Raw genomic sequence first — 18,195 nt, 5'->3', positions numbered from 1 at the left:
TGTTCTATTTTCCATTGGTTACGGAGCCGGTCTCTAACAACCCTCATTTCGCTTGCTGTAATAAGCATTGATTTGCCCGCCGATCATGATAATAAATGCTGATAGATAAAACCAGATCATTAAGACAATAATCGCACCTATGCTGCCGTAGGTTGACGAAAAGTTGCCGAAGTTTCCAACATAGTACGAAAAAGCGAGCGAAGCTAAAATCCAGCCGATCACAGCAAAAACAGCGCCCGGGATTGCTGATACACACTTTATTTTTTTCGCGGGGGCAATCCAGTAAAGAACCGTAAACACGATAAATAAAATCAGTGTGCTGACTCCCCAGCGCAGCATGTTCCAGACAGCCAAAAATTCGCGGGATAACCCGAGTTCTGAAAATAAAAACAGACCGATTTGCTTTCCGAAAACAGGAAGAAGCAACGCGACAATAAAGACGATAATCATCGCAATCGTCAAGAAGATCGCCATCGCTCTCGCCGCGATAAAAGAGCGGTTTTCTTTCACATCATAAGCGCGGTTCAACGCCTTTACAATGGCATTAATCCCGGTTGAAGCAGACCAAAGCGTCGCAATAGCCCCAAATGAAAGGAGCCTGCCATTCCTGTTCATTATTTCGTTTATATTTCTTTCAATAAGTACCATCGTGTTGCCTGGGGCAAAATCCCGAACAAAGCCAAGTAAATCTTCACTGTTTAACGGCAAATAGGGAAGGAGGGTCACCAAAAAAATTAGGAGGGGAAACAATGAGAGCAGAAAAAAATAGGCGAGTTGGGCAGACAAGCCTCCCACATCATCTTCTCCTATTTTTATCCACAAATGCTTCAATAAAGAATTTTGCGGCACTCTCATCCCCCACCTCATTAGTCGCTTAATGAATTGGAACTTGTCTTGTTAAACTCTTTTCTTTCGCAACAACAGCAGATGTTGCAGCCGCCCCATCCTGCAGATTTTTATCATTGCCGGTGAACGCTTCCTTTGTTTCCTTGACAATGCCTGCAACCTGCGGGGTAATTTCGCGCATTTCTTCAACCTTCTGGCTGATAAAGGCAACATCATTACTGATTTCTTCCACCGTTGAACGAAGCTTTGATGTTACCTCCTTAATTTGGCCGGCGGCTGCGCCTGGATGTTTAACCATATTTGCCACGCCGCCAAATGCGCTTCGGCAGTCAGACATAAACGCGTTCCTCGTTTGCCTGTTAAACAAGCTGATCACTCCGCCTGCAAGGGCACCATACAGCATTCCTTTCCAGAACCTGTTTGAGTCTGTCATATGATCCTCTCCTTTAAAATATGATTTAAATCGGGAAATATACTCCAAGCTCTGCTGCCCTGATGAAAGAACGATGATGCACTCTTTCGAAAAGGAAACAGGCTTATTTTGATTTAATCCTTCCCCTTTTTCCTGCGAACAAAACCGTTTTCTCCTTTTTTGACATCACTTGATCCGATTATTTCTCCTCTACTTTCATTTTCCACCATCTTTCTTTGTTCATGCAAGAGAATTATTGTATAACCGTTGATTTTGCAGGATTGTTAACAGACAAAAGGTTTGCCTTGTTATGGAATTTCATTTGACAATTTTAAAAGGACATGAAAAGATGAAAAGACCAATCTTGAAAGGATGAACGGCAGTGGATCTTTCAGAAAAGACGGTTGAAAACGTTGAGTATATGATTGAAAAAATCAAGGAAAAGCTGAAGGTTTTAAATTTTGGGGCGATAAAACCTTCCCACTTTGACGAAGAAATGTATGAAGAATTAAAGGAAATTTATGAATTGGTTATGAAAAAAAATAACTTCAGCCCGAATGAAATGCAAGCTCTTGCAGAAGAACTCGGAAATCTTCGCAAGCAAGTGTAAACCGTAAAAAAATCCGCTCACCAACTAAGGTAGCGGATTTTCCCTATAAAATATAAAAATTGCGCTTGGCGGGATCAAATCGAAATATTATCCTGGTCAGTTAAGATAATCGGGCCGTTGCTTGTAATCGCAATCGTATGTTCATATTGGGCTGAGTATTTGCCATCCGCGGTTCTGGCTGTCCAGCCATTTGCATCCATTTGCGTATGGTAACTGCCAGCGTTGACCATCGGTTCAATCGTAAACACCATGCCTTCTTTTATCCGCGGCCCTTTGCCCGGAAGCCCAAAATGAGGAACATCCGGTTTTTCATGAATCACGTCACCTATTCCGTGGCCGATAAAGTCCCTTACAACCGAAAATCCTTCAGCTTCTACCCATGTTTGGATCGCATGTCCAATATCCCCGATCCGATTGCCTTTTTGCGCCGCTTCAATTCCTATATAAAGAGCATTCTTTGTTACTTTTAAAAGCCGTTCCGTCTCCTCATCGATCTTTCCGACAGGAAATGTCCAGGCTGAGTCTGCAAGTGCGCCATTTAAACTGACTACCATATCCACAGTCACAATATCGCCATTTTTCAACGGCTGTTTGCGGGGAAATCCATGGCAAACCTCATCATTAATACTTGAACATGTCGCATACTCATATCCTTTATAACCCTTCTGCTCCGGGGTTGCTCCATGCTTTTTTAAAAATGCTTCTACAAACTGGTCAATGTCCCAGCTTGAAATGCCAGGGCGGATTAGGTTGGCCAGCTCTTGATGGCAAGATGCCAGGACAGCACCGGCTTTTTTCATTTTCTCTATCTCTCTTTGTGACCTTAAATTAATCATTCTTTAGCCGCCTTTCAACACTCTCCCCCATATACTATGACGGGGTCCTTCTTATATTACCTCTGAAACCTGCCAATATCAAAAAATCCTTCTCCGATGGAACAGGAGAAGGATTTAAACTTTTTGTCGCCGTTTTATTTAAGCAGGTTCAGCGATTCCCGGTTGAATGCGGGAATATCATTAGGATCACGGCTCGTTACGAGCTGGTTGCCGCAAACTACTACCTCAGCATCATGATATTCGGCTCCTGCATACTCCATATCAACTTTTATTGACTTATAACCGGTTGCTTTTCTCCCTTCCAATGCTTTTGCCGTAATCAACAGCTGCGGTCCATGGCATATCGCAAAAACCGGTTTTTTGTCATCCATAAATGCTTTTGCAAAAGAAACAAAACGTTCGTCAGCCCGCAACTGGTCTGGAGAAAACCCTCCCGGCAGAAATAAGGCATCAAATTCGCCCGGGCTTACCTCATCAATTCCCCGGTCGATTGTAACTGAAGCTTGCCCTTGTTTTCCTTTTACTGTTTTTCCTTTTTCCTTTTCGATTGTTATGACCTCATGGCCCGCTTCCTTAAAAGACTTGGCAGGTTCCGTGTATTCAGAGTCCTCAAACATATCTGTCACGAGACAAGCAATTTTCTTACCCATAAAATATTCATCCCCTTAAAGTAATGATCTGGACCCACTTAGAGGTTTCCCTGTTTGTTCTTCAGCTAAACATTAAAATTGAGTATATACCTCCATCTTTCTAACGCATTTGGTTATAGTACCGTCAGCTATTCAAAAATTTTTTCTCGTTTTTTCTTACAATATGTTGTCCATTTCGAATTAGCCGTTATAATATATGATAATATATAGTGGTAAATATAAAATACAGGTTGTTCTTTATATGAAACCAAGCAATACAGGGGTTTATTATGATAGAACACTTATGTAAGGTGAGTGAGACTGGATGATTGGTGATCGGGTAAAAAAAATCCGTCAGGAAAAGAAGATGTCGCTTTCTGAACTGGCTGATCAAGCAGGTGTTGCTAAATCCTATTTAAGCTCCTTGGAACGCAATTTACAAAGAAACCCGTCCATACAGTTTCTTGAAAAAATCTCGTCTGTACTGGGAGTTTCTGTTGATACATTAATCAATGAACAGCCTAATAAAGAAGAGCTTGATTCAGATTGGATGAACCTCGTCAAGGAGGCCATGAACTCCGGGGTTACGAAGGATCAATTCCGTGAATTTTTGGAGTTTAATAAATGGAGAATAAATAAAAAATAAACCTGTTTTTTCCTAACAGGTTTTTTTATTATGTATTTTATAGAGAGCATCCATTCGGGTTTGATTATTAGTATATGGCTGGTTTTGTTCCGGCATCTTCTGCTTCAAAAGTCTTAGCGATTTTCAACAGCAACTTCCTTCATAATATGATCATTAAGAAAATTCCTGATTTCTTCTTGTTTGAGCCCCAGTTCCTTCGCTTCAATCATCAGCAGCATCCATTCCAGATCGATTTCATCAAAGCTTTGTTTTACGCCTGCCAACATAACTCCCCCTAAAATACATTTCGTATTCCAGGCAATCCAGCCGTCCTAGCCTGAAACTGTTTTCAAGACCTTAGACCCGTGACTTTGCGTCCCCATCTTTCAATAGGTTTGCCTTTTTCTGGCCGTGCATCCATCCTCTTAATACTTAGGTATTATTGTATCTACTTCTTTAATATTACGGTGTTATTTTTTGTCACCTGAAACATGCAGGGCTGTACTCATATTTGTTTAAAAAACCCGATTATTCTTCAGTTTTCCTCTATTTCTGCGCCGGCTTTTAAAAAAATGCCCACTTATTGCAGTATTCGAACTGGATTTCTGTAATATTAACAAAAGTAAAGTCGAATTATTTTCCCGACAATTTATGTATGAAGATTTTTCCTGATTTTTTGTTCTAAAACGATCTTTTTGTTCATTAATAAAAAACAGCTCTTCACCTGAGCTGTTTTGAATCAATTATTTCGATAGACTTACCGCAATTCGGGAGCCGATATCCGCATTATGTTTGACGAGTGCAATGTTGGCATCAAGGCTTGAACCTTTTGTTAACTCCTTTACTTTCCCTAAAAGAAATGGAGTTACATCCTTGCCTGCCACGTTATTTTTCTTTGCTTCCGCGAGCGCCGTTTCAATCACCTCTTGAATAAAGGCTTCATCTAAAGCATCCTGTTCCGGAATCGGATTTGCGACCACAATCCCGCCATCCAGCCCAAGCTCCCATTTGGTACGAATCAATTGTGCTGCCTGATCCGGATCGTCAACACGGAAATTTACGCTATAAGGGCTTGTTCGAGTATAGAAGGCCGGCAAACGGTCAGTCTGGTAACCGACAACGGGAACCCCGAACGTTTCCAGGTATTCAAGTGTAAGTCCGATATCGAGAATCGACTTGGCCCCCGCGCAGACGACAGCAACATTCGTCCGGGCAAGCTCCTGAAGATCCGCCGAAATATCCATCGTCGTCTCCGCTTCGCGATGTACACCGCCAATGCCGCCCGTGACGAATACTTCGATTCCAGCCATGTTTGCACAAATCATCGTTGCAGCCACTGTCGTTGCACCATTTTTATTCTGGGATACCAGATATGGAAGGTCGCGCCGGCTTGCCTTGGCCAAATCCCTGCTTTTTGCCAGAAACTCAAGCTCATCATCTGATAAACCGATTTTAATTTTTCCATTTAGTATCGCAATCGTAGCAGGAACAGCGCCGTTTTTCCTGATAATACTTTCTACCTCTTTCGCTGTTTCCACATTTTGCGGATACGGCATTCCGTGTGAAATAATCGTTGACTCCAATGCTACAATTGGCAGGTTGCGGTTTTTTGCTTCCAACACTTCTGCTGAATATTCAAGGACGTTTTCTAACATGGTGTACATTCTCCCTTATTTAAAAAATTGTTTGAACGCTTCCTGAAGACGTATATGATTTAAAGCGGGATTAACCGTTTCATGGGATTGCAATGTAATCTGCGAACAGGTCATTCCTATTTTACAGGCGTCTTCTATGTTCAATCCCTTCAAATGGGCATATGCGATCCCGGCCACGAGCGAGTCTCCCGCACCTGTTACATCTTCGACCGCGACTTTTGGCGGTAAAAGCACGCCCGCTTCACCGTGCTTGGAAAAATAGATAAGTCCTTTGTCTCCCCGGGTAATAACCGCCTTTTCAACCCCTTTTTCCAGGATCGCTTCTGCCGACTTAAAAAAGTCGCCTTCATTTTGAATTTTCACACCGGATAAAGTCGCCGCCTCACGCTGGTTGGCAATAAGCCAGGTTACTCCGCTTAAATTTGGGGGAAGCTTTTTTACCTTTGCTGATGACACTGGTGTAATGCAAAGTGGAATCGACTCTTCTTCGCAACGTTTAATAATATGGGCCAATACTTCTGCCGGAAAATTGGTATCAAGGATGGCCAGTCCAGCAGAGGCAAGATAGCCCCATTTCTTCTCGATCATTTCTATGCTCACTGAGTCATAAATGGACATGTCGGCAAGCGCGACAGCCATTTCTCCATCCTTATCGAGAACAGCGGTATACGTTCCGGTCGTCATTTTTGATATTTGTTGAGAGGGGCTAATATCAACAAACGCTTTTGTGCAGTCCAAAAGCCATTGCCCCTCATGGTCGTCACCGACGACCGTCATAAGCGCCGCATCAATTCCGAGCCGGCCCAGATTCTCGGCAATATTTCGGGCCACACCACCGCATGACTGCGAGCTGTATCCTGGATTGGAGGTGCCGTATTCCAGCTTGTCCAGCACCTGAATCTTCCTGTCCACATTTGCGCCGCCAATGCAGATAACCTCTTTTTCAGTCGGTAAAACATACGCCCTGCCGAGAATTTTTCCTTGCTTTATTAAAGAAGAAACATAACCGGCTGCAGCCGAGCGTGATAGTCCCGTCTTTTCAGCAAGGTCGATTTGCGAGATAAACGGGTCTTGTTTTATTAAATGCAGAATAAGCGATTCCTTTTCATTCACTTTGCTTCCCTCTCATCCCTTTCAGACTTTTGTTTTCATTATAAACATTTGTTTTGCAACTTTACAATACCTTTTAAGCCCGGATAAACAGAAATGCAGGTTAAGCTAACAGGCTTAACCTGCATTTCTTGGTAAAATTAGAATTTCAACACGCCGGTTCTTGGCCCTGCCTTCGTCAGAATCGTTTGGCGCTACGGGTTGGAACTCACCGAATCCTTTTGCACTAAACCAGCGCGGATCCAGTTGTTTATTTTCTAAAACAATTTTCATGAAATTAACAGCCCGCATGACACTTAGCTCCCAGTTGGATGAGAACTGTGAATTCCGAATCGGAATATTATCCGTATGGCCGCTGATAATAATATTGCGGGGCGGATCCATCACCAGCAAAGCGGCAATTTCGTTTGCAATCTGCCTGTCCTCCGCCCTTACATCTGCACTTCCCGAGCTAAAAAAAACATTGTCGCGAATCGAAACGAGCAGGCCTTCATCTGTCAGCGAAGCTTGTAATACTTCTGTGAGATTGTTTGCCTCGATATAAGCATTTACTTTCTGGAGAATTTCTTCCAATTCCTGTTGATCTAAATTGGCATCGCTGCTTTTATCTTTTTCCTGTTGATCCTTTTCCGGCTGATCAGCCGGGTCCATTCGCCCTTCAGGAACCGGACTCTGACTTTCATACTCCATAACTCCCGTTCCGCCTGTGAAAACCTCATTAAAGGTTTTGGACAGTGCCTCAAACTTTTTCACATCAATAGAACTGGACGCAAACAAAACGATAAACAACGCGAGTAAAAGGGTAAGCAGGTCTGAATAAGGAATCAACCAGCTTTCATCCATATGATCTTCATGATGATGCTTTTTTTTGCGCTTACTCATCCGCCTTCACACTGCTCTCTTCCAGAAATTTCTTCCTTTCCCCGGCTGGAAGAAAGGAGGCAAGCTTCTGCTCGATGACCCTCGGTGCTTCGCCTTCTAAAATCGACAAAATTCCTTCAATCATCATATATTTTAACTTAGCTTCCTGCTTTGACTTGCGTTTTAATTTATTCGCAAATGGATGCCATAAAACATAACCCGTAAAGATCCCGAGCAATGTCGCAACAAACGCTGCACTGATCGCCCTTCCAAGCTCATCTGTATTATCCATGTTGCTCAAGGCCGCGATTAACCCAACAACCGCTCCCAAAACTCCGAGCGTGGGCGCGTAAGTACCCGCCTGAGTAAAAATAGCGGCTCCGGCCTGGTGCCGTTCTTCCATTGCTTCTATTTCTTCTGATAACACATCTCTAATATAATCAGCACTTTGCCCGTCAACGGCAAGCGAAAGGCCGCTTCTTAGAAATGAATCCTCTACTTCATTTGTTTTTGCTTCAAGAGCAAGCAAGCCTTCCTTCCTGGCAAGCTGAGCCCAATCAGAAAACATCCGGATTAGATCAACCGTATTTAGAAGAGTTTGTTCTTTAAACAACACTCCGAAAAGCTTCGGGACGCGCTTAATTTCAGCAGTTGGAAAAGCAATAGTAACTGCTGCAACCGTTCCAAGCAAAATAATTAAAATAGCGGCAGGGTTGGCAAGTGCTGTAATACTTACACCCTTCAATACCATTCCGACCCCTACCGCAATAATACCCAATACAACACCAATTAACGACGTTTTGTCCATGAACCGTTCACCTGTCTTATCTCATACTTTTTGAATTGTGCTAAATCTTTGCTGCCAATATCTGTTTCAAAAGATTAGAATTTAGCCATTTCCCTTTATTTCGACATTTTTTCTTGTTTTTAAAGGGCAAATAAACATTAATTTTTTTAGCACCTGCGTTCAGGAAACTTTGTTGCAGATTATGCAAGCGCTTCATTGTTGGGTTTAACGCGATCTGCGGAAAATTTTGATTTATCCGCGCAAAAGCATATTTACCCGCGATACGTGAAATCAGAATTGATTTCATCTGAGACATCTTTTAAATCCGGGGAATAATCGCATCTTTTTGTGAAACGATATGAACAAAAAATTGAAATCAGAAGGAATGAATCTGGATGAGAAAGCTTATGTACGTTTTTCTGATAGCGGCCTTGATCAATATTTTTGCAGAGACCACTGCTGTTGGCGAAGAAGCAAACCATCAGCTTATGGAAGAAGTTTTAATTAAACAATTTCATGAACAAATTTCCAAATCGATTATCAAGGCTTATCAAATCAGATTTCCACAATATGAGAATGCGGAAATTGTCAGCATTCATAAAGACGCCATTCCTGAATCATCGGAAGAAATGAAACCGGGGATGATCTATGAGGTTGTCGTTCGAGTCGAAGTCCCGCTTCAGACAGGCAGGCGCGAAAAGTTAACGATTACCTTTAATAATGATTCCGATAACGGACAGTTTATCGTAAGAAATGTAAAAAAAGAGCATTTGTAAATGATTCGTTTAATACTTATTGATTTTCTGATAAACAATTTAAAAACAGCCAGGCCATTGAGACCTGACTGTTTCGCCATTAAGCTAAAAAAGCTTGCTGTTGATCTTCTCTTGATAATTTTTGAACATGCTTGAGTTTGTATTGGCTCTTCGTTTTGACATCATGCTGTTGAAGCGAAGCATTTTCTCATTCAGCTTTTTTTGCAGCTGGATTTTCTCTTCGTCGCTTTCACAGATTTTTATGAGGTCTTCAATTGACAGCATTTCCTGCTTGAGGCGATTTTCTTCCGCGGAATAGCCGGCATTCTTCAGCATTCTGTATGCCATCCGCAGCCCGGGTGGCACTCCGGCGGCATCATCCTGCGGCAGCGGTTTGCCAAAACCGGGCAGATGATCAAATTCCCCGTTTTCGTAAGCTTTGCGAATCTTATCTTCTGACACGATCGAAGCGAAGTCCATTATACCATCCCTTCTTAATGGCATTCTCATGGTCAAGTGGTAAGATAATTTCATTATAACCGAATGAGCAAAAATTCGCACTGAAGCTGGCACCTATTTGTTTTCCAATTCTAATGATCGCAATAAAATGGCCCGACCTGCGAAATTTTGCTCTTATATCCTGCCGGTCTCTTCATCCTTATGCTGAATACCTTTATTTCCGGGCACCCAATTTGCAGGCACCCCCTGGCCTGTTTGCTGCGTAAACTGAATTCCCTGAATTAGCCGGACAATTTCCGGAACGTTTCTGCCCACTTCTTTCGGATATATATGCTTTGAAAAAATGATTTGTTCAGGGCTAATAATAAAAGTTGCCCGAAATGACGCTCCCGTCTGTTCATCCAAAACACGGTAAGCACGGCTAATCTCCTGAGTACGGTCACTTACAAGCGGATAGCTGACATTCCGCAAAGATGCTGAGGTTTCTCTAAACACTTTATGGGCATAGACACTATCAGTGCTAATCGCGATCACTTCCGTTTTCAGCGCTTTCAGATCATCATGAACAGCAGCGACCGCTGCTAATTCTGTCGGTCAGACAAATGTAAAATCGCTCGGATAAAAAAAGAGGACAACCCAGTTTCCCTTATAATCTTCAAGGCTGATTTGTTTAATCTGCCCGCCGAAAAATGCAGCAGCCGTAAAGAGAGGGGCCGGATCGTCTCTTGTTGCATAAAAGTAGGATGGATAAGCAGCAAGGTCTTTGGCGTACAGCTTATTTTGCATCGGAAGCTCCTTTCATCTTGTCTTTATGAACTGTCCTTCTATACATATGCAAAAGGACAGGAACATATTTTCATGCTGTTTGGAAAAGCTACTGATGAAATGAAAGGAGTGATCAGAATGTCACGAGGCAAGGAATTTAAACATAAGAAAAAAGGCCACCCCGGTGACTTTCCGAAAGATAGCCTGACTGAAAAGCATGCGCATGAACGTGACGATGATGAGCAACTAATTGTCACATATGAGGCATTTAAAAACCGCATTGACAGACCTTGAATCATAAATAGAGGAAGAACCTTACTCGCTCAAGCAAGGTTCTTCTTTAAGTTCAGCAGATGATTATTTTGTATTTCCCTCAGCCATTGTGCAGCCGTTTCGATATCCTTTGAAAAAACTCTATCCTTCTGAATGGACGGAACCAGTTCCCGTCCTGTTTTATAAAGCTTGCTTGTAAAAACAGCCATTTTTTCCGTTCCCCTGTGCTCTACTGCTTCCATTGCACAAATCCATTCAATTGCAATAACCTTCATTGCATTCTGGATGATTTGATAAGCGTGCCTGGCAGCGATCGTCCCCATGCTGACATGATCCTCCTGGTTTGCTGATGACGGAATCGAATCGACACTGGCCGGGTGGGCAAGTGTTTTATTTTCAGAAACGAGAGAAGCAGCACAATATTGCATAATCATCGCACCGGATTGCAGACCCGGTTCCGGGCTCAGAAACGGCGGTAAATCATTGAGCTGCGGATTGACAAGCCTTTCGATGCGCCGTTCCGAAATATTGGCCAGTTCGGCAACCGCGATTTTCATAAAATCCATTGCCAGCGCAATCGGCTGTCCGTGAAAATTGCCGCCCGAGATCACTTTCTCACCATCATCAAAGATAAGCGGATTGTCTGTAGCCGCATTGATTTCAATCTCGAGCTTTTCTTTGACATAGTCCAATGCCTGCCAGGAAGCACCGTGGACCTGTGGTATGCAGCGCAGCGAATAGGCATCCTGCACCCGCAGTTCACCCTGCCTCGTTGTTAGCCTGCTCCCCTCCAGGTAAGCTCTCATCCTGCTTGCTGTCTCGATTTGCTGCTTATACCCCCGTGCCACGTGGACATCCTCATCAAAAGCATCGATAATTCCATTTAAACCTTCCATCGTCATCGCCGCAATCATTTCACTGGCGGTCGCAAGCCGTTCCGCTTCCAAATAGGCAACTGCTCCCATCGCGGTCATCGCCTGTGTCCCGTTGATTAATGCCAATCCTTCTTTTGCCTCAAGCTCAAGAGGGCATAATCCTTCTTCATGGAGCGCTTCAGCCGTGTCAACGACGCGCCCTTTATAGATGACCTTGCCTTCGCCAACGATGGTGAGTGCCAGATGTGATAATGGAGCCAGGTCACCGCTCGCACCCAGAGACCCCTGCTGCGGAATAAGAGGATGGATATGTCTATTCAGGAATTCGATCAGCCTTTCGATGATCAACGGCCGTATTCCTGAATAGCCTTTCAACAGGGCATTTGCCCTAAGCAACAACATCGCCCTCGATACCTCTTCCGGAAACGAGTCTCCTACCCCGCATGCATGTGAACGGATCAGGTTAAGCTGCAAATCGCGGACATGGTCAGCATCGATCATGACATCGCTGAATTTGCCGAAACCAGTATTAATTCCGTAAACAATTTTGCCGTCGGTAACGATCCGGTTCACAGCCCTGCGGCTTTGTTCTGCAGCTGCAATACTTTCCCCTGATGCTTCAACTCTTTCTTTCAAATATACGACCCGCCTCACTTCCTCCAATGTCAAAGCATGGCCCGTCAAAATCACCATCCTGTTTCCCTCCATCGCTTTAGCAAAATAAAGAAAGAGGCTGCCCTTATCCGATCCGGTTAAGTTCAGCCTCTTTCATTTCTTTTTTTATAGAAGAACATCTATATTTCACATTGTTCCCCTGCCTTCTTAAAATATATTTTCCGAATTATAATTTTATTCTATGATTTACAAGCCATTGACGTCAATCCTTTTGGAAAATTTTAGTTTGTTAGTGAAGTAATGTGATAATTTATTAAAGAAATGAGAGATGGGAAGTTGATGATATATTCCAAAAGTTGATGATAAATGGGATGAAGTTGATGATATATTTAAAAAGTTGATGATAATCGGAATGAGGCCGATGATATATCTCAAAAGTTGATGATATAGCGTCTGAAGTCGAAGATATATCTGAACAGTTATTACAGAACCAAGGATTAGCGGCATGATCCTTGGTTTTTCTATTAACTAAGATGATGTGCACAATATCATCCCGACTATCTCAATGTTAAAATCCCGCTTTTTCCGTTATACTTATAGGATAAGATCATTTTAAAGGTATTGGTTTGCGGCTTCACCTGCGCGTGACAGCTTTACTGCAAACTCATGGAAGGAGTTTTTATGAAATCTCTCGTTCTTGCAGAGAAACCAAGCGTTGCCCGTGAACTCGCACGCGTGCTTGGCTGCAATCAGAAAAACAAGCATTATTTCGAAGGAAATAAGTACATTGTCACATGGGCTCTCGGGCATCTGATCGAATTAAAAATGCCGGAGCATTATGATACCAAATATAAAACGTGGCGATTGGAAGACTTGCCGATTATTCCCGACAAAATGGGCTTGAATGTAATGAAACAAACAAGCCACCAGTTTCGCGGGATCGAAAACCTTGCAAAACGTCCGGATATTAAAGATTGCATCATCGCGACAGATGCCGGCCGGGAAGGCGAGCTTGTCGCAAGATGGATCTTGCATAAAATCCGCTGGAAAAAGCCGATTCAGCGCCTCTGGATCTCTTCGCAGACAGACCGGGCAATTAAAGAAGGCTTTCAGCATCTAAAGCCTGGCAAGCAATTTGAACCGTTATTTGACTCTGCTGTCTGCCGCGCCGAAGCAGACTGGCTGATCGGCCTCAATGTTACGAGAGCACTGACAACCAAGTATAATGATCCGCTCTCCGCAGGACGGGTGCAGACACCGACTTTAGCGATGGTCATCGAACGGGAAAAAATAATTCAATCGTTCGTTCCAACCGAATACTGGACACTCGAGGCAAATATCGGCCCGTTGAAAGCTGTCTGGGAAAAGAATGGCGAAAAGAGGATTTTCTCAAGGGAAAGTGCCGAGAAGATCAAACAGAAACTAACCGGTGCAAAAGCAACGCTGACTTCGATTGAGCGCAAGCCGAAAAGTGAACAGCAGCCGCTTCCCTATGACTTGACTGAATTGCAGCGCGATGCCAACAAACGATTCGGTTTTTCAGCGAAAAAAACATCGTCTGTTCTGCAAGGGTTATATGAACAGCATAAGCTTGTTACTTATCCCCGGACCGATTCGCGCTACTTGACCACTGATATGGAGGCGACGATGCTTGACCGTCTGGAGGCGATAAGCTCCGGATACAAGGATGAAGTGCGGCCGCTTCTGGCAAGTAAAGGACGTGTCCTCGCAAAAAAGGTTTTTAACAATGCAAAAGTTACCGATCACCATGCGATTATTCCGACCGAAGAACGGCTTCATTTAAGCGATCTATCCGCTGACGAGCGCAAGCTTTACGACATCATTGTCCGCCGTTTTCTCGCGCTGTTTTATCCACCCTACCAGTTCGAAACGGTTCTCGCCAGCTTTGATGTGAACGGCGAAACCTTCAAGGTAAAGGAAACCGTTATCGTTGATCCGGGCTTCCGGAAAATTGCCGGAAAAAGTGAAGAAGATGAAGGCAACCAGAGCCTTGCCAACTTCACAAAAGGACAGGAGTTTTTGATTAAGAATATCGAGATGGAGAAAAAATTCACCGAGCCTCCGCTCCGCTATTCTGAGGCAGATATTCTGGCCCAAATGGAAAAGTACGGCCTCGGTACTCCGGCAACGCGCGCCGAGATTATTGAAAGGCTGATCGAAACCGAAGTTGTCGAACGGCAAAATGGCCGGCTTTACCCGACAAACAAAGGAAAGCAGCTCATTGAACTGGTTAACGACGAACTGAAATCCCCCGAGCTGACGGCGCACTGGGAGAAAGAACTGGAAGCGATTCCGCGTGGAAAAGGAAACCCGAAGGTGTTTTTGCAAAATATCCGCAAAAAGACGGAGAATCTTGTTTTCGAAATCAAAACGAGCGACCGTGCATACCGTGCCCATAATTTAACCGGCTCCAAATGCCCGGAGTGCAATTCCTTCTTAAAAGAACGAAACACGAAAGAAGGAAAAATTTTAGTCTGCTCCAATCTGGATTGCCGCTACCGGAAGCATAAAGACCCCAAGCTTTCAAAACGGCGCTGTCCGCAGTGCAAAAAACGCATGGAAATGCATGAAGGGAAAGCAGGCTTGTATTTTCAGTGCCGCCGCTGCAATGTCGTCGAAAAGGCAGAAGAAAAGAAAAAATCAGCATCAAAAAGAGAAGAACGGAAGCTCGTCGAAAAGTATTCACAAAACGAATCATTCGGAACAAGCCTTGGGGACTTGCTGAAGCAGGCATTGGAGGAGAAAGACTAAAGAAAAGAGCGGGAAATCCCGCTCTTTTCTTTTACCTTCTATTTCTGTACTAACCGGATTTCCCTGATTGGGCTCTCCTTCTGTTCAGTGGTGCCTTCCAGCCATAATTCTTTCCCATTCCCTGCGTCGTAAAGCTGAAAGTAGGTTCCGTCCTTATCGCTTACACCTTCAGCACCTGGTACTCCAAGTACTTTTTCTGCCTCTTTGAAAAACAGCTGTTGTTCTCGAGGAAAATAGCTGACATAGTGAATGGATTTGGCGTTTTCAGTTTCCAAGTAACCAAAGGCATGGTCTTTATATCCAAAGACGAGAGAGCCGCTCCAGTTTTCCTCAAAGTCCGGTTTCCCTTTTTCTGTTTTAATTTGATCGACCATTGTACCAAGTGGATAAGGGATTCCCTTTAGTTTATTCTGGCGAATCTCTTCAACAAAAGCTTGATCAAAATAACCGGCGCTGCTTATTATATTCTTCATTTCAGATTCCAGTAATATCGTCACTTTTTTTACAGTTTGGCCGTACTGAAAGTCAAAGATTATCTCACGATTATGATCATCTTCGGTGATGGCGTATAAACCGGGCTGATCTGCCTGTTTCAATCCGTGAAAAATACGGGTACTCCCCTTAACAAGACCGGATTGGCGTATGCCGATTGTCCCGCCAGGCTGGGCATAAATCACACCTTCTTTATCACCGGTAACAGTAAGTTCACCAGCCTGCGCTTCATATTCAAGCAAGATATTCGCGTATTTGCCGAGTTCTTTTCTTGAGTTGAGCAGTTCGGGACTTGATACAAATTGCGATTGGTCCCACTGGAAGCTATCCTGCTGTTCTTCTCCTTTAAATACAATTAAATTATCTTCAACGGCAACTTTTCCTGTCTCCACATATTCGCTCGTTAATTCGCCTAATTTTTTAAATTGGCTGTCGGCGAAGCCATAGAGCCATGCAGAAGTATGCACCATTGATGCCCCTGGAGACTGATGTTCGATAACTATTCGAGTTGTTTGTTTCCCTTCGTTCTCAACGGTTATCGGTCCGGCTATTCTGAAATCAGCAACAGCTGGTACTTCTTCTCGAAAAAACACTTTCCATTTGTGCGTTTTCTCGTCAAAGCTTTTGCCTGTCAAGATCCCGGCTTGTTCACTCGTTTCCGGATTGGATTTTGTATATGAGGCCAATATTTCCGGCTGTTTCCTGCCCCTTATATGGATTACTTCAATGATCGGATCTTCAGCGGATGCTATCTCTGTTTTTATCCCGCTCTCTTTAATCCAGTCTTCCTTTGTATGCGGAGCCTCTTGCTGAGGCTTTTCTATTGTCTTTGTCTGTGCTTCTGTTTGGCAGCCCGCTAATATAGCTGCACTGATCATCAAATAATAAAACTTACGCAAATTGTTTCCCCCTCGTAAATAGGATAACACGATTCTATGATAAAGAAGGATTGTTTTTTCAACCTTTCCCCCGTTTGTGAGAAATGAACCATATGATTATTCTTTAATTTGGAATTAGCCGGTACTTTATAGCTATGTATATAAGGATTGGAAATTCCAGGCCGGAATGGCATCCAGTTTCTTTTTGCAATTATTAAAGCTAAAATATAAAGGAGAATTTGAAAAGGAGAGTAAAAGATGAGTGATTTTAACGCAAAATTAGAGAAATATGCAGACCTCGCTGTCAAAGTGGGCGTGAATGTCCAGAAAGGGCAAACTCTCGTTATTAACACGACTCTTGATGCGGCGGAATTTGTAAGGATTGTCGTGAAAAAGGCATATGAGACCGGTGCGCATAATGTCATCGTAAATTGGACTGATGACGTTGTTTCTCGAACGAAATACGAGCTCGCACCTGACGAAGCTTTTTTGGAGTATCCCGAATGGCGGGCAAAGGAAATGGAGGAGCTTGCTGAAAATGGGGCTGCCTTTATGGCGATCGTCTCTTCAAGTCCTGATTTGCTGAAAGGGATTAAACCTGAACGAATCGCCAACTTCCAAAAAGCTGCCGGAAAAGCGCTTGCCAAGTACCGCCAATACGTGCAATCAGATAAAGTCAGCTGGACTGTCATTGCCGTGCCTTCAGATGAATGGGCAGCCAAAGTATTCCCTGAAGAACCAGCGGAAAGCCGTGTACATAAGCTATGGGAAGCTATTTTTAAAGCAACCCGCAGCGATCTCGATAATCCCGTCGAGGCTTGGAAGGAACATGATAAAAACTTAAACGAGAAGGTTGAGCATTTAAACAGCAAGCGTTTTAAAAAGCTTCACTACAAAGCATCCGGCACAGATTTAACAGTAGAATTGCCTGAAGGCCATATTTGGGTCGGAGCCGGAAGCACGAATGAAAAAGGGATTGAATTCATGGCCAACATGCCGACGGAAGAGGTTTTTACCGTACCATACCGGGAAGGTGTAGATGGTTATGTATCAAGTACCAAGCCTTTAAGCTACGGCGGCAATATCATTGACCAATTCAAAATCAGCTTCGAAAATGGACGAATTGTGAATGTTGAGGCAAAAGAGGGTGAAGAAGTTCTAAAGCGGTTGGTTGAAACGGACGAAGGCTCACACTATCTTGGAGAAGTTGCCCTTGTTCCTCATAATTCACCGATTTCGCAGTCGGAGATTTTGTTTTTCAATACACTCTTTGATGAAAATGCTTCAAATCATTTTGCAATTGGCAGCGCCTATGCTTTCTGCATTGAAGGCGGCAAACAAATGTCTTCCGATGAGTTGAAAGAAAAAGGCTTAAACCAGAGCATCATCCATGTTGACTTTATGGTCGGCTCAGCTGAAATGGATATTGACGGAATTACCGCTGACGGCAAAACAGAACCTGTCTTCCGGAACGGAAGCTGGGCATTTTAATAACAGCAAGAGCAGACTCCTTCGATCGGAGCCTGCTTTTTTTACGATATCATCACTATGTTTTATTACATGATTAGCATATAATAAAATTATAAAAATATAAGTGCTTTTTATTTTCTCTGGGGAGGGGAAAGTTCTTGCGGCAATATCATCTGATTGTTAACGGAAGGGTCCATGGTGTCGGTTTTCGCTATTTCACACAAATGAAGGCAAATACGTATAACATCACTGGCTGGGTAAGAAATCTCCCGGATGATCAGGTCGAGATTTTAGCGGAAGGTTCCGAGGATGATCTGATCCTCTTTGAAAACAGCATCAAGGAAGGCAATCCATTTTCCCGGGTGACCAGTATCGAAAAAACAGAAAGCAGCCGCTTGCAGGGCTTTAAATCCTTTACGATTAAATATTAATGACGCAACCCTATGCCCAAGATTGGCATGGGGCTTTTG

At 43.4% G+C, this 18,195-nt stretch carries 21 protein-coding genes and 1 riboswitch; of the genes, 7 read left to right on the top strand and 14 right to left on the bottom strand.

Annotated elements, in window-relative coordinates; genetic code table 11:
• Window positions 1-33: 33 nt before the first annotated feature.
• The gene (locus tag CU633_RS13575) at window positions 34-849 is read right to left on the bottom strand and encodes a YihY/virulence factor BrkB family protein (RefSeq protein ID WP_257958759.1); all 816 of its coding nucleotides are present in this window, start codon (window positions 847-849) and stop codon (window positions 34-36) included.
• 25 nt (window positions 850-874) lie between these two features.
• A complete protein-coding gene (locus tag CU633_RS13570; RefSeq protein WP_180954965.1) occupies window positions 875-1,279 on the bottom strand; it encodes a YtxH domain-containing protein in 405 nt (134 codons plus the stop codon).
• 361 nt (window positions 1,280-1,640) lie between these two features.
• On the opposite strand from CU633_RS13570, the gene CU633_RS13565 reads away from it, so the two are divergent.
• A complete protein-coding gene (locus CU633_RS13565) occupies window positions 1,641-1,868 on the top strand; it encodes a DUF1128 domain-containing protein (RefSeq protein ID WP_101661134.1) in 228 nt (75 codons plus the stop codon).
• A gap of 74 nt (window positions 1,869-1,942) precedes the next feature.
• Here CU633_RS13565 and map read toward each other — a convergent pair whose 3' ends face one another.
• Both map and CU633_RS13555 read right to left on the bottom strand, forming a co-directional pair.
• Window positions 1,943-2,704, bottom strand: coding sequence for a type I methionyl aminopeptidase (map, locus tag CU633_RS13560; RefSeq protein ID WP_101661133.1), 762 nt, complete (start codon window positions 2,702-2,704; stop codon window positions 1,943-1,945).
• A gap of 134 nt (window positions 2,705-2,838) precedes the next feature.
• On the bottom strand, window positions 2,839-3,354 hold the full coding sequence (locus CU633_RS13555; protein ID WP_101661132.1) for a type 1 glutamine amidotransferase domain-containing protein: 516 nt from the start codon (window positions 3,352-3,354) through the stop codon (window positions 2,839-2,841).
• 304 nt (window positions 3,355-3,658) lie between these two features.
• Between CU633_RS13555 and CU633_RS13550 the strand changes: the two genes are divergently transcribed.
• Window positions 3,659-3,979: a helix-turn-helix domain-containing protein gene (locus tag CU633_RS13550; RefSeq protein ID WP_101661131.1), complete on the top strand. Its 321-nt coding sequence runs from the start codon at window positions 3,659-3,661 to the stop codon at window positions 3,977-3,979.
• Window positions 3,980-4,092: 113 nt separating this feature from the next.
• On the opposite strand, the gene CU633_RS13545 is transcribed toward CU633_RS13550, so the two are convergent.
• The 6 genes from CU633_RS13545 to CU633_RS13520 form a co-directional block, all read right to left on the bottom strand.
• Window positions 4,093-4,242, bottom strand: coding sequence for an anti-repressor SinI family protein (locus tag CU633_RS13545; protein WP_257958758.1), 150 nt, complete (start codon window positions 4,240-4,242; stop codon window positions 4,093-4,095).
• 30 nt (window positions 4,243-4,272) lie between these two features.
• A riboswitch (cyclic di-GMP riboswitch) is annotated at window positions 4,273-4,368 on the bottom strand.
• A 333-nt stretch (window positions 4,369-4,701) separates the two neighbouring features.
• Complete coding sequence (locus tag CU633_RS13540; protein ID WP_101661129.1) at window positions 4,702-5,613, bottom strand: pseudouridine-5'-phosphate glycosidase; 912 nt, start codon at window positions 5,611-5,613, stop codon at window positions 4,702-4,704.
• 15 nt (window positions 5,614-5,628) lie between these two features.
• Window positions 5,629-6,726 carry a carbohydrate kinase gene (locus tag CU633_RS13535; RefSeq protein WP_101661128.1) on the bottom strand — a complete coding sequence of 366 codons (1,098 nt, stop codon included), beginning with the start codon at window positions 6,724-6,726 and terminating at the stop codon, window positions 5,629-5,631.
• 114 nt (window positions 6,727-6,840) lie between these two features.
• Window positions 6,841-7,605 (bottom strand): flagellar motor protein MotB, encoded by a 765-nt coding sequence (gene motB / locus CU633_RS13530; RefSeq protein ID WP_101661127.1) that lies wholly within the window; start codon window positions 7,603-7,605, stop codon window positions 6,841-6,843.
• Complete coding sequence (gene motA / locus CU633_RS13525; RefSeq protein ID WP_101661126.1) at window positions 7,598-8,392, bottom strand: flagellar motor stator protein MotA; 795 nt, start codon at window positions 8,390-8,392, stop codon at window positions 7,598-7,600. Before motA ends, motB begins: the two co-directional genes overlap by 8 nt.
• A 40-nt stretch (window positions 8,393-8,432) precedes the next feature.
• On the bottom strand, window positions 8,433-8,678 hold the full coding sequence (locus CU633_RS13520; RefSeq protein ID WP_101661125.1) for a hypothetical protein: 246 nt from the start codon (window positions 8,676-8,678) through the stop codon (window positions 8,433-8,435).
• Between the two features lie 88 nt (window positions 8,679-8,766).
• Between CU633_RS13520 and CU633_RS13515 the strand changes: the two genes are divergently transcribed.
• Window positions 8,767-9,147, top strand: a complete 381-nt coding sequence (locus CU633_RS13515) for a hypothetical protein (protein ID WP_101661124.1) — start codon at window positions 8,767-8,769, stop codon at window positions 9,145-9,147.
• 84 nt (window positions 9,148-9,231) lie between these two features.
• Here CU633_RS13515 and CU633_RS13510 read toward each other — a convergent pair whose 3' ends face one another.
• Together CU633_RS13510 and CU633_RS23350 are read right to left on the bottom strand one after the other, a co-directional pair.
• Entirely contained in the window at window positions 9,232-9,606 is a 375-nt protein-coding gene (locus CU633_RS13510) for a DnaJ family domain-containing protein (protein WP_101661123.1), read from the bottom strand.
• A gap of 153 nt (window positions 9,607-9,759) precedes the next feature.
• On the bottom strand, window positions 9,760-10,371 hold the full coding sequence (locus CU633_RS23350) for a peroxiredoxin (protein ID WP_257958755.1): 612 nt from the start codon (window positions 10,369-10,371) through the stop codon (window positions 9,760-9,762).
• 117 nt (window positions 10,372-10,488) lie between these two features.
• Here CU633_RS23350 and CU633_RS22885 point away from each other — a divergent pair, with 117 nt between their 5' ends.
• Window positions 10,489-10,644 carry a hypothetical protein gene (locus CU633_RS22885; protein ID WP_180954964.1) on the top strand — a complete coding sequence of 52 codons (156 nt, stop codon included), beginning with the start codon at window positions 10,489-10,491 and terminating at the stop codon, window positions 10,642-10,644.
• Window positions 10,645-10,673: 29 nt separating this feature from the next.
• Here the strand turns inward: CU633_RS22885 and hutH are convergent, their stop codons facing one another.
• Window positions 10,674-12,191, bottom strand: coding sequence for a histidine ammonia-lyase (gene hutH / locus CU633_RS13490; protein WP_101661119.1), 1,518 nt, complete (start codon window positions 12,189-12,191; stop codon window positions 10,674-10,676).
• Between the two features lie 603 nt (window positions 12,192-12,794).
• Between hutH and CU633_RS13485 the strand changes: the two genes are divergently transcribed.
• Complete coding sequence (locus CU633_RS13485; RefSeq protein ID WP_101661118.1) at window positions 12,795-14,885, top strand: DNA topoisomerase III; 2,091 nt, start codon at window positions 12,795-12,797, stop codon at window positions 14,883-14,885.
• Between the two features lie 38 nt (window positions 14,886-14,923).
• Here the strand turns inward: CU633_RS13485 and CU633_RS13480 are convergent, their stop codons facing one another.
• The gene (locus tag CU633_RS13480; RefSeq protein ID WP_101661117.1) at window positions 14,924-16,276 is read right to left on the bottom strand and encodes a hypothetical protein; all 1,353 of its coding nucleotides are present in this window, start codon (window positions 16,274-16,276) and stop codon (window positions 14,924-14,926) included.
• 237 nt (window positions 16,277-16,513) lie between these two features.
• Between CU633_RS13480 and CU633_RS13475 the strand changes: the two genes are divergently transcribed.
• Entirely contained in the window at window positions 16,514-17,746 is a 1,233-nt protein-coding gene (locus CU633_RS13475; protein ID WP_101661116.1) for an aminopeptidase, read from the top strand.
• A 137-nt stretch (window positions 17,747-17,883) separates the two neighbouring features.
• The gene (locus CU633_RS13470) at window positions 17,884-18,156 is read left to right on the top strand and encodes an acylphosphatase (protein ID WP_101661115.1); all 273 of its coding nucleotides are present in this window, start codon (window positions 17,884-17,886) and stop codon (window positions 18,154-18,156) included.
• The last annotated feature ends 39 nt before the right edge of the window (window positions 18,157-18,195 follow it).

It is taken from the genome of Bacillus sp. V3-13 (genome assembly GCF_002860165.1).
Lineage (GTDB): Bacteria > Bacillota > Bacilli > Bacillales > Cytobacillaceae > Bacillus_BJ.
The sequence above is the reverse complement of the archived record's forward strand: the minus strand, read 5'-3'. Positions and strand labels throughout refer to the sequence as shown.

Coding starts and splice junctions, on each gene's coding strand:
- CU633_RS22885 (WP_180954964.1), top strand. CDS start 10,489: ATGTCACGAGGCAAGGAATTTAAACATAAGAAAAAAGGCCACCCCGGT.
- CU633_RS13485 (WP_101661118.1), top strand. CDS start 12,795: ATGAAATCTCTCGTTCTTGCAGAGAAACCAAGCGTTGCCCGTGAACTC.
- CU633_RS13510 (WP_101661123.1), bottom strand. CDS start 9,606: ATGGACTTCGCTTCGATCGTGTCAGAAGATAAGATTCGCAAAGCTTAC.
- CU633_RS13520 (WP_101661125.1), bottom strand. CDS start 8,678: ATGAAATCAATTCTGATTTCACGTATCGCGGGTAAATATGCTTTTGCG.
- motB (WP_101661127.1), bottom strand. CDS start 7,605: ATGAGTAAGCGCAAAAAAAAGCATCATCATGAAGATCATATGGATGAA.
- CU633_RS13540 (WP_101661129.1), bottom strand. CDS start 5,613: ATGTTAGAAAACGTCCTTGAATATTCAGCAGAAGTGTTGGAAGCAAAA.
- hutH (WP_101661119.1), bottom strand. CDS start 12,191: ATGGTGATTTTGACGGGCCATGCTTTGACATTGGAGGAAGTGAGGCGG.
- CU633_RS13550 (WP_101661131.1), top strand. CDS start 3,659: ATGATTGGTGATCGGGTAAAAAAAATCCGTCAGGAAAAGAAGATGTCG.
- CU633_RS13555 (WP_101661132.1), bottom strand. CDS start 3,354: ATGGGTAAGAAAATTGCTTGTCTCGTGACAGATATGTTTGAGGACTCT.
- motA (WP_101661126.1), bottom strand. CDS start 8,392: ATGGACAAAACGTCGTTAATTGGTGTTGTATTGGGTATTATTGCGGTA.
- map (WP_101661133.1), bottom strand. CDS start 2,704: ATGATTAATTTAAGGTCACAAAGAGAGATAGAGAAAATGAAAAAAGCC.
- CU633_RS13570 (WP_180954965.1), bottom strand. CDS start 1,279: ATGACAGACTCAAACAGGTTCTGGAAAGGAATGCTGTATGGTGCCCTT.
- CU633_RS13515 (WP_101661124.1), top strand. CDS start 8,767: ATGAGAAAGCTTATGTACGTTTTTCTGATAGCGGCCTTGATCAATATT.
- CU633_RS13475 (WP_101661116.1), top strand. CDS start 16,514: ATGAGTGATTTTAACGCAAAATTAGAGAAATATGCAGACCTCGCTGTC.